Source organism: Mesorhizobium sp. M7A.F.Ca.ET.027.03.2.1 (assembly GCF_003999175.1).
Taxonomy (GTDB): domain Bacteria; phylum Pseudomonadota; class Alphaproteobacteria; order Rhizobiales; family Rhizobiaceae; genus Mesorhizobium.
Map to the genome: position 1 here is coordinate 1 of NZ_RZOM01000089.1, position 10,167 is coordinate 10,167.

The following is a 10,167-nucleotide window of genomic DNA, read 5'->3' on the forward strand; positions in this document are numbered from 1 at the left end:
CCGCCTTCCACCCGTCGCAGGCGCCGCAAGGCGAGGACGAATTCACGCTGACCCTGATACGGGCGATGATCTCGGCGGCGAAGGCCGATGGCCATATCGACGATGAAGAGCGCCAGAAGATCGCCGGCAAGCTCAGCCTGGCCGGCATAGACTCCGATGCCGAAAAGTTCCTGATGGCGGAGCTGGCAAGCCCGCTCGACCTCGACACGCTGGTCGCCGGCGCCAAGACCGACGCGCAGAAGCTCGAACTCTACACGGCGTCGCGCCTGACCATCGATCCCGACACCCGCGCCGAACGTGGCTATCTCGACCTGCTTGCAGGCCGGCTCGGCCTGTCGGACGCGCTGGTCGACCATGTCGAGGCGACAGTTTCGGCGGCCAAGGTGCCGGCCAAGGCCGGGACGTCACCCAATCCGCGCTGGTAGGCCAAAACGGCACAGGAGGCACTTTCCGGGTTAACCGCTCATTAACCCAGAAAGCGCATCATTCAACACAGTCGGATCGGCTTTTCCTCCTCCCAAGCCCGGTTCAGATCAGGGGCGGTCGCCAATGGCCGCCCTTTTTGTCGGCCCCATCGGATGGACACGCTTGCCATCGCCGCCGTCATTTGCGATGCCTTCCTTTTTCGAGCCAAACCCCGAAAATCAGTCGAGCAAGCGCAGCGCTGCCGGAGGACAACAGCCATGACCGAACAAAGAACCGCCATCGTCACCGGGGCCGGCACGGGCATCGGCAAGAGCGTCGCCACGGCGCTGCTCAAGGCGGGCTGGAACACAGTGTTCTGCGGACGCCGCAAATCCGTGCTGGATGCAGCCGTGGCCGAGGCCGGGTCCACCGACGCCAAGGCCCTGGCGGTTGCCTGCGATATCAGCAAGGCAGGCGAGGTCGACGATCTGTTCGAGACCGTGGCGGCGGCCTTCGGCCGTGTCGACCTGCTCTTCAACAATGCCGGCATGGGCTACAAATCGACGCCGATCGACGAGATTCCGGTCGAAGTGTGGAACGATATCGTCGGCGTCAACCTCACCGGTTCGTTCCTGTGTGCCCGTGCCGCCTTTGGCGCCATGCGCAAGCAGAAGCCGATGGGTGGCCGCATCATCAACAATGGTTCGGTGTCGGCCTATGCGCCACGCCCCGGCTCGGTGCCCTACACGGCGACCAAGCATGCCATCACAGGACTGACCAAGACGCTGGCGCTCGACGGCCGGCCCTATGACATCGCCTGCGGCCAGATCGACATCGGCAATGCGCTGACCGACATGGCGCAGCCGATGACGGTCGGCGTGCCGCAGGCCAACGGCTCGATATCAGCCGAAGCGGTGATGGATGTTCAGCGCGTCGCCGACGCCGTCGTCCACATGGCCAGCCTGCCGCTCGACGCCAACGTGCTGTTCATGACCGTCATGGCGACCAAGATGCCGTTTGTCGGGCGTGGGTAGTTATTCTCCCGGTAGCTCTGCGCCGGGCAGATAGAGCGCGATAGGACGGATCTCGTAGACGGCGGTCGGATTGACGCGACGAAAGTCGCGCGCGATAGCGATGGCATCGTCGCGCGTCGGGCAGTCGACGACATAGAGGCCGAGAAGCTGTTCCTTGGTTTCGGCGAAGGGGCCGTCGACGATCATGCCGTCGCGCAAGGTGCAGGCCGATTGTGTCGCGCCAAGCCGGGCCGACGGGCCAAGGCTGCCGTCGGCATAGAGCCCTTCATGGATCTTGAGCAAGTCAGCCATCAGCGCCGTATCTTCCTGCGGCGTCAGCGCCTTGATTGCGTCTTCCACATGATAGGCAAGGATTGCATAGAACATCCGATGTCACCCCCCTGCGATCCTGATCCGAGGACCGTAGCCGTTCTCGACATGCACGCCCAGTCTTGGCCGCGCGCCTCCGGACGGCTCATGACACCGTCATGCCACAGCCGCAAATTGTCCGGAAGAGGACAGCGGGCCGCTTTCAGGCTTACTTCGCCAGGAAGGCCCCGATCCGTTCCAGTGCCCGCAAGATGTTCTCCTCGGAATTGGCGTAGGAGAGCCTGATATAGCCTTCGCCGAGAATGCCGAAATCGGGGCCGCCGATCAGCGCCACGCCGGCCTCGTCGAGCAGCGCCGAAGCGAGCTTCTTGGCCTTCCAGCCGGTCTTCGAGACGTTGGGGAAAGCGTAGAACGCGCCCTTGGGCGTGATGCAGGACATGTTGGGCAGGGCATTCAGTCCCTCGACGACGATCTTCCGGCGGCGGTCGAAGGCGCGCATCATCGTGTCGACGTCGTCCTGCGGGCCGTCGATTGCCGCGATGCCGGCGAACTGGCTTGGCGCGTTGACGCAGGACCAGCAGTTGACAGCCAGCTTGCGCACCTTGTCGTAGAGATGGGCGCCCTTGTCGCCATTCGGCCAGATCGACCAGCCCATGCGCCAGCCGGTCATCGCCCAGGTCTTCGACCAGCCATTGAGCACGATCAGCCGGTCGCGGATCTCGGGAAAGCCGAGCAGCGAGCAATGCGTCTCGCCATCATAGGTCATGACGTCGTAGATCTCGTCGGAGAGGATGGCGACGTGCGGATGCGCCTCCAGCCCCTTGACCAGTTTCTCGATCTCGGCACGCGGCGTGACGCCGCCGGTCGGATTGGCGGGCGAATTGAGGATCAGCAGCCTGGTCTTCGAGGTGATCAGCGCCAATGTCTCCTCGGCCGAGAAGGCAAAGCCGTTCTCTTCGCGCATCGGCACGGGAATAGGGGCTGCACCGGTGAACTCGATCATCGAGCGATAGATGGGGAAGCCCGGATCGGGATAGAGGATTTCGGCGCCAGGTTCGCCGAACATCAGGATCGCGGCGAACATGGTTGGCTTGCCGCCGGGCAGGATCATCACCGTTTCGGGCGATACTTCGACACCGGTGGTGGTCAGCGTGCGGCGCACCACCGCCTCGCGCGTCGCCAGCAGGCCATTGGCCGGCGTGTAGCCGTGATGGCCGTCGCGCAGCGCCTTGATCGCCGCCTCGACGATGTGCTGCGGCGTCTTGAAGTCGGGCTGGCCGATGCCGAGATTGACGATGTCGCGGCCTTGTTGGGCAAGTGCTGTGGCCCTCGCGAGCACGGCAAAGGCGTTTTCCTCGCCAAGGCGGTCGAAGGCCGAAATCGTGTGGAGCATTTTTCCCGTCCGTGTGGTTCTTGCTGTTGGGTCGCGTTTTTGTGAGCTTCGGCTGGCAAAAGTCAAACGGATTGGAGCTTTCGGTGTCGGAAAATCTCAGGGATTGGCAACCGCGCCCGCGGCCCGAACGCAAGACCATCGACGGAAGCACTGTCCGGCTCGAACCGCTGAGTGCTGCAAAACATGGCGATGGCCTCTATGAAGCGTCCTCCGTGTCCGACATCGACGGCCGCTTCGCCTGGTTGCCCGATTATCCGCCGGAGACCCGCGCCGCCTTCCAGCCATGGCTGGACAAGGTCGAGGCCAGCGAGGATCCGCTGTTCTTCACCGTCATCGACAAGCCCAGCGGCAAGGTCGCCGGACGCCAGACGCTGATGCGCATCGATCCGGCGTGCGGCGTCATCGAGATCGGCAACATCTATTGGGGGCCGCTCATCTCGCGCAAGCCGGGTGCAACCGAAGCGCAGTTCCTGTTCATGAGATACATCTTCGACGAGCTCGGCTACCGCCGCTACGAATGGAAGTGCAACAACCGCAACGAGCCATCGAAGCGGGCCGCCGAACGGTTCGGCTTCAAGTTCGAAGGCATTTTCCGCCAGCATCTGATCGTCAAGGGTGAAAACCGCGATACCGCGTGGTATTCGATCATCGACAAGGAGTGGCCGGCGCTGCGCAGTGCCTATGAGGCGTGGCTCGATCCGGCCAATTTCGATGGCGACGGCCAGCAGAAGCGACGGCTCGAGGATTGTCGCGCGGAATTCGGCGCCTAGGAGTTCGCCATTGGCACATACCCACGATCACAGCGGGCACGATCACAGCGGGCACGATCATGGGCCCGGCCATGTCCATGGCTCGACCGACAAGAAACGCGTTCTGATCGCAGCCTGCCTGACCGGCGGCTTCATGGTCGCCGAAGCGCTTGGCGGCATCCTCACCGGCTCGCTGGCGCTGCTGGCCGATGCCGGCCACATGCTCGCCGACTCGATCGCGCTCGGCCTTGCATGGTATGCGTTTCATCTTGGCGGCCGTCCGGCGACCGTTCGCCTCACCTATGGCTTCGGCCGGGTCAAGACGCTGGTGGCCTATACCAACGGCATCGCCATCTTCGTCATCGCGCTGTGGATCGTCTACGAGGCCTGGGGGCGCCTGCAGGCGCCGGCACCGGTGCTTGGCGGGCCGATGCTGGTGGTGGCGATCCTCGGCCTGCTGGTGAACATCGGCGCGTTCTTCGTGCTGCATGGCGGCGACCGCGAAAGCCTGAACATGCGCGGCGCCATCCTGCATGTGCTTGGCGACCTGCTCGGCTCGGCGGCGGCCATCGCGGCGGCGCTGGTCATCCTGGCGACCGGCTGGACGCCGATCGACCCGATCCTGTCGGTCCTGGTCTCGCTGCTGATCCTCTACACGGCGTGGTCGCTGATGCGCGAAGCCGCCCATGTCCTGCTCGAGGGCGTGCCGCCAAGCCTCGACCGCGATCTGATCGCCAGGGATCTCGAGGCGACCGTCCAGGGAGTGCGCGAAGTGCACCATATGCATGTCTGGTCGCTTGATGGGACCAGCAACATGGCGACGCTGCATGCCTGTCTCGACGAGGGCGTCGATGCGCATCAGGCGGTGAGTGCCGTCAAGAAGCGGCTTGCCAGCGAGCACGGCATCAGCCATGCCACCGTGGAACCGGAATTCGGCCAGTGCGCCGACGATGGCGACGAGCACGGGCACCAACGCGAAGCGCTTCAGCATCCTGGCCATTTCCACTGACGCAGGAATTTCACGGCATTGTCGACGGAAGAATGGCGGCGCGCTATACTTCCAGATGAATACGGGGAAAACGGATGTCGCATGCGGAACTAAAAAATAAGGCAAGTGTTCCCAAGCAGGTCGAGGTGACCAAGGACCTTGTCACGACGTTGGACCGGTTGAAGCCGGTCAAGCTCAATCGTGTCAAACTCACGGCAAATGGCTATGGCCAGGCGGCTCTCGACCGGCTCGAAGCCGGTTTTCCGATCAGCTATGGCGACGCGAATACACCAGCGGACCATATCGTTCGCGAATTTCCGGATGGCAAACGATGTCTCCTAAAAATCGAATGGTTGGCCAATAAGAAGGCGTGGCGAGTCGAGACGGTTAAGCCTCTTCCAGACGCGCTGCGTTGAGCCCGCCGACCGGCAAACCGGTATTCCTTGTTGTTGCCGGTCCCAATGGATCGGGCAAAACTACATTTGCTGGAAAAAACAGCGTGGGAACGCGGATTGATCCCGACGCAATTGCAAAACAGATACGACTTAAAGCACCGGAATCCACCGGCATGACCGTGGGCAGGGCGGCACGCCAGATGATTAAAGAGCACATCGAGCAAGGCAAGTCATTTACGGTGGAAACCACCTTCTCCGGTCAACAGGCCATGCGAGACATGGAAGCAGCCAGGGCGGCGGGTTTTATTGTGAAAATGGAGTTCATTGGGATTGGAAGTGCTGCTCTATCGGCCGCGCGTGTTGCCGACCGCGTGTTGGAAGGTGGCCATAGTATTCCGGCCGAGGACATTGCCAGGCGCTTCGATAAGGTGATGGATAATCTTGCGCGTGTCTCGCCACTGGTCGACGAGTTGATCATCCGCGATAACGGGTCGAGAAATTTTCGTCTGATCGCACGCGTCAAAAATGGTCAAATTATCCACCAGGCAAACCGCATTCCTGGCTATCTTGAAAAGGCCATCTTTGAGATTGACGGGCATGCATCGTCGCAAGGCGGATGATGCGGTGCCGCATCAACGCTACTCTCACGGGCATAGGAATTTCATGGCATTGAATCCGCACGCGGCTGATCCTGGCCACACCGGGGCAAAGTGGTGATGGACCGCGACACCAGGAACGCTCTTATCGCTGCAGTGTGGATCATGCTGCTGTTCGGTATCGGCGCCTACTATCTGCCGACCGTGATGCTGGCACTAGGCAGCCTTTCGACGGTGCTGGCCGGCGCCTTTGGCATCGTCTTCGTGCTGGCGTTCTTCTCGGTGTTCTGGTTGCGGGCCCGCAACCAGCGCAAAAATCAGGGTAAATAGGCAAGGGATTTTCGATATGCGCATTCTGATCACTGGCGCCGCGGGTATGGTCGGCCGCAAGCTCATCGCCCGGCTGGCCAAGGACGGCACGCTGCGCGGCCGCAAGATCACGGCGCTGGATTTACACGATATCGTGCCACCACAGGCCCCGAGCCTGGATGCCGTCAGCGTCACGCTGCACACTGGCGATCTCGCCGAAGCAGGGGCCACTGAGCGCCTGGTCGCATCGCGCCCCGACGTCGTGTTCCATCTTGCCGGCATCGTGTCGGGCGAGGCGGAAGCGAATTTCGATCTCGGCTACCGCGTCAATCTCGATGGCACGCGGGCCCTGTTCGATGCCATCCGGCTGGCGGGCTTTGCGCCGCGCGTCGTCTTCACCTCGTCGATCGCGGTGTTCGGCGCGCCGTTTCCGGATATCATTCCCGACGACTTCCATCCGACGCCGCTGACCTCCTACGGCACCCAGAAGCAGATGAGCGAAGCGCTGCTGGCCGACTATTCCAGGCGCGGGTTCTTCGACGGCATCGGCATCCGGCTGCCGACGATCTGCGTGCGGCCGGGCAAGCCGAACAAGGCGGCGTCCGGCTTCTTCTCCGGCATCATCCGCGAGCCCTTGAGCGGCCACGAGGCGATCCTGCCGGTGCCGCGCTCGGTCGTGCACACGCATGCCAGCCCGCGCTCGGCGGTCAATTTCCTGATCCATGCGGCAGGGATCGACGGCAGCGCAGTCGGGTCGCGCCGCAACCTGACGATGCCTGGCGTCGCCGTCACCGTCGGCGAGCAGATCGAGGCGCTGGAACGCATCGCCGGGCCGAAGGCGGTAAGCCTGATCCGCGAGGTTCCGGATGACACGATCTGGGCGATCGTCAAGGGCTGGCCGACGCGCTTCGAGGCAAAGCGGTCACGGGAGCTCGGCTTCAGCGCCGAAAAGAGTTTTGACGAGATCATCCGCGCTCACATCGAGGATGAGCTCGGCGGCAAGATCGCGGGTTAAACTCCGAACCTCGTGGCGCCGGCCTATCCGCCGCTCGCCAAACTCGCCGACAGCAGCAGCAGTCCGAACAGGAACACAAACGCCGCGCCGCCGATCTCGACGATCGAGTGGATGCGGTTGCCCATGCGGCCGTCGCCGGCGAAATACACCGCCCAGTTCTTGGCGGTCACCGCCAGTGTCGCCAGTGCCGAAACGGTGATGGCCGTGCCAAGCGACATCGCCAGCACCGACAGCAGGCCGCCGAGCCAGAGCCCGTTGAGCAGGGCGAAGCTCAGCACGATCAGGGCGCCGGAGCAGGGGCGGATGCCGACCGCCGCCACCGCCGTCCACGCCGTGCGCCAGTCGAAGCGGTCGCCCGACAGCAGCGCCGGATCGGGTGCGTGCGAATGGCCGCAGGTATCGCAGACTTCGCCGGCCGCGTGATCGTGATGAGCGTGATCGTGTTTGGCATGATCGTGATGATCGTGCGAAGGGCCGTGCACATGGTCATGCGCGTGTAGCGCGTGCGAATGAGCATGCGCCGAATGGCTGTGAGCTGCATGGGAGTGACCGGCATGCGAATGCGCGCCGTGCGAATGGCCCCCATGAGAATGACCCCCATGAGAATGACCGGCGTGAGAATGGCCGGCATGAGCCGCCGACAGGCTGTAGGCCGGGCCCTTGCCGAACAGACGCAGGACGGCGGGGCCGAGTTTGCGCCACAGCAGCCAGGCGCCGAACAGGGTGACGAAGACAAAGCTCATGATCTCCATGAACCAGGCCGCGTCCGTCATCGAGACGGAGGTGCCGCGCAGGACGAAATAGGCGACCCCCATCACCGCGATCGCGGTCAGGCCCTGCAGCAGCGCCGAGACGAAGGACAAGAGGATGCCGCGCCGCAACGCCACTTCATTGGCCACCATGTAGGACGAGATCACCGCCTTGCCGTGGCCGGGGCCGGCAGCATGGAAAATGCCGTAGGCGAAGGACAGGCCGACGAGTATCCAAATCTTGCTGCCGTCCTGGCGCATCGCCTTCATCGCCGTTGCCAGCGCGCGGTAGAATTCCTGCTGCCTGAGATTGATCCACATCAGGATATGGGCGAACGGGCCGGTGGTGGGCGCCATGCCGTCATTGACGCCGATGCCGAGCGAACTCTGGGCATGAGCGGCGCCGGCGAAATGCATCATGGCGACAGTGAGGGCCAACAGGCCGAATGCCAAACGCAGGGACGGTTTCGTCACCGGCTTCATCCTTCTGGCTGACAGGTCAGTTCGAGCTTGGTGGCGAAGATCTTGCTCATATCGGTGCCGGTCGGATCGTTGAAAAAGGCATCGGTGAGGGTCTTCTGGTTTTCCTTGATAGCCTCGTCCGGATCCGGACGGACCACCTTGCTGGTGCAGTTCGAGGGCAGGCCTTCAACCGTGATGTTGGAGTCCTCGGTGAAGTCGATCGCCGTGTAGAATGTCGGATCGTAGACGCCGATATCGATCTTGCCATGGAGCTTGATCGGCACCTTCGGTTCGGACTCGAAAAGGATGATCAGCTGATCGTTGTCGAAATTGGCCATCAGATGCGGCGGCGGCGTCATCGCCACGTCCTTGCCGTCAACGGTGACGAGCTGGAAGTAATTGAACTCGGCCAGCGAGGCATGAACGGTGTCGGCGACTTCCTTCAGCTCCTCGTCATCGAGCTTCAGGTCGGAGTTCTTGTCGAACTCCATCATCACGGTCGAGGAAAACAGATCGTCGAAGCGCCAGAGATGACGCAGAGCCTTCACGCTTTGGTGATCCGGGGAGAGAATCACATCGAGGCGGGCCTCGGCGAATACATGCGGATGCACGTAAGCCGGTCCAGTGGCGGCAAAGTTAGCCGCCAAGGCCGAAGCCAGCATGATTGCGTGCCGTTTCAGGTGCATTCTGGGTCGCGATTCCATAGGCCTCGGAAGAGTTGCCGAGAGTTACCAGAAAGGGGGCGAAATTGGGACCACGAGACTATTGACGCCGGTCAGCCAGCCTCGCGCGTCCTGAACCACTGCACCAAAAAGTCGACGAAGACGCGGACTTTCGCCGGCAGATAGCGGCGGTGCGGGTAGACGGCGAAGATGCCGCCGCCCGACAGGATACGGTCATCCATCACCGCCACCAGCCGGCCGCTCGCGAGGTCGGGCGCGGCGATGAAATCCGGCAGGACGGTAAATCCGAGGCCCGCCACGGCCGCGGCTCTCGCCGTCATCGGGCTGTTGACCTCGACCGGACCGGACACCGAAACGCTCACCGGATCGCCATTGTCGCCCTTGAACGGCCAGTTGTTCAGTCCGCGGCCATTGGTGTCGACGATGCAAGGCATGCGGCTGAGATCCTGCGGCCTTGTCGGCATGCCATGCTTGGCGATCAGTTCGGGGGAGGCGCAGAGCTTTATCGAAAACGGCGCCAGCCGCCTGGCGATCAGCGACGAGTTCTCCAGCCGCGAGATGCGCACCGCAAGATCGAAGCCCTCCTCGACCAGATCGACGAAGCGGTCGTCGAGCTGGATGTCGAGCACGATGTCGGGATGCTGCTTGGCGAAGTCGATCAGCGACTGGCCGATCGGCGCGTCGGCGAAGGTGCGCGGCGCCGACAGCTTGATCCGGCCGCGCACGTCGCCGGAGGATTCACGCACCGCGTCGGCCAGGCTGTCGACCTCGCGCACGATCTCAGAGGCGCGCCGGTAATAGGTGTGGCCGGCCTCGGTCATCGAGAACTGGCGCGTGGTGCGGTTGAGCAGCAAAGCGCCGAGTTCGTCTTCCAGCTCGCGCACATATTTCGACAGCAAGGCCTTGGAACGGCCGATCTTGCGCGCCGCCGCCGAAAAGCCCTCGGCCTCGACCACGTCGATGAAGGCACGCATGCGCGTCAGTGTGTCCATGGTCAGGCCTTTCGTGCCGCGTCGAGAAGTTTCCGACCGAGCCGTATCAGGGCAATGTCGCTGCCGGAAGGGCCAAGCAGCGACAGGC

Annotated in this window: 13 protein-coding genes; 8 read left to right on the forward strand and 5 right to left on the reverse strand. The window is 62.9% G+C overall.

The window, feature by feature from the left end; genetic code table 11:
* Together EN750_RS06415 and EN750_RS06420 are read left to right on the forward strand one after the other, a co-directional pair.
* The coding region (locus tag EN750_RS06415; protein ID WP_127395928.1) for a DUF533 domain-containing protein at positions 1–425 on the forward strand (425 nt) is incomplete at its 5' end.
* A gap of 258 nt (positions 426–683) precedes the next feature.
* Entirely contained in the window at positions 684–1,439 is a 756-nt protein-coding gene (locus EN750_RS06420) for an SDR family oxidoreductase (protein ID WP_127381649.1), read from the forward strand.
* On the opposite strand, the gene EN750_RS06425 is transcribed toward EN750_RS06420, so the two are convergent.
* Positions 1,440–1,805, reverse strand: a complete 366-nt coding sequence (locus EN750_RS06425; protein ID WP_127395929.1) for a YciI family protein — start codon at positions 1,803–1,805, stop codon at positions 1,440–1,442. It lies immediately after the preceding gene.
* Between the two features lie 151 nt (positions 1,806–1,956).
* Positions 1,957–3,141, reverse strand: coding sequence for a pyridoxal phosphate-dependent aminotransferase (locus EN750_RS06430; protein WP_127395930.1), 1,185 nt, complete (start codon positions 3,139–3,141; stop codon positions 1,957–1,959).
* Between the two features lie 83 nt (positions 3,142–3,224).
* Between EN750_RS06430 and EN750_RS06435 the strand changes: the two genes are divergently transcribed.
* The 6 genes from EN750_RS06435 (at position 3,225) to denD (ending at position 7,193) form a co-directional block, all read left to right on the forward strand.
* On the forward strand, positions 3,225–3,911 hold the full coding sequence (locus tag EN750_RS06435; protein ID WP_127395931.1) for a GNAT family protein: 687 nt from the start codon (positions 3,225–3,227) through the stop codon (positions 3,909–3,911).
* 10 nt (positions 3,912–3,921) lie between these two features.
* Positions 3,922–4,899 carry a cation diffusion facilitator family transporter gene (locus EN750_RS06440; RefSeq protein ID WP_127395932.1) on the forward strand — a complete coding sequence of 326 codons (978 nt, stop codon included), beginning with the start codon at positions 3,922–3,924 and terminating at the stop codon, positions 4,897–4,899.
* 74 nt (positions 4,900–4,973) lie between these two features.
* Complete coding sequence (locus EN750_RS06445; RefSeq protein WP_127395933.1) at positions 4,974–5,294, forward strand: hypothetical protein; 321 nt, start codon at positions 4,974–4,976, stop codon at positions 5,292–5,294.
* Entirely contained in the window at positions 5,291–5,893 is a 603-nt protein-coding gene (locus tag EN750_RS06450) for a zeta toxin family protein (RefSeq protein ID WP_127395934.1), read from the forward strand. Before EN750_RS06445 ends, EN750_RS06450 begins: the two co-directional genes overlap by 4 nt.
* Positions 5,894–5,986: 93 nt before the next feature.
* On the forward strand, positions 5,987–6,199 hold the full coding sequence (locus EN750_RS06455) for a hypothetical protein (RefSeq protein ID WP_126071175.1): 213 nt from the start codon (positions 5,987–5,989) through the stop codon (positions 6,197–6,199).
* Between the two features lie 16 nt (positions 6,200–6,215).
* Positions 6,216–7,193, forward strand: coding sequence for a D-erythronate dehydrogenase (denD, locus tag EN750_RS06460; RefSeq protein ID WP_127395935.1), 978 nt, complete (start codon positions 6,216–6,218; stop codon positions 7,191–7,193).
* Between the two features lie 23 nt (positions 7,194–7,216).
* On the opposite strand, the gene EN750_RS06465 is transcribed toward denD, so the two are convergent.
* The 3 genes from EN750_RS06465 to EN750_RS06475 all read right to left on the reverse strand — a co-directional run bounded on the left by EN750_RS06465 (position 7,217) and on the right by EN750_RS06475 (position 10,079).
* Positions 7,217–8,425 carry a nickel/cobalt transporter gene (locus EN750_RS06465; protein WP_127395936.1) on the reverse strand — a complete coding sequence of 403 codons (1,209 nt, stop codon included), beginning with the start codon at positions 8,423–8,425 and terminating at the stop codon, positions 7,217–7,219.
* The gene (locus tag EN750_RS06470; RefSeq protein WP_127395937.1) at positions 8,422–9,090 is read right to left on the reverse strand and encodes a DUF1007 family protein; all 669 of its coding nucleotides are present in this window, start codon (positions 9,088–9,090) and stop codon (positions 8,422–8,424) included. Before EN750_RS06470 ends, EN750_RS06465 begins: the two co-directional genes overlap by 4 nt.
* Before the next feature lie 89 nt (positions 9,091–9,179).
* On the reverse strand, positions 9,180–10,079 hold the full coding sequence (locus tag EN750_RS06475; protein WP_023810038.1) for a LysR family transcriptional regulator: 900 nt from the start codon (positions 10,077–10,079) through the stop codon (positions 9,180–9,182).
* Positions 10,080–10,167: the final 88 nt, after the last annotated feature.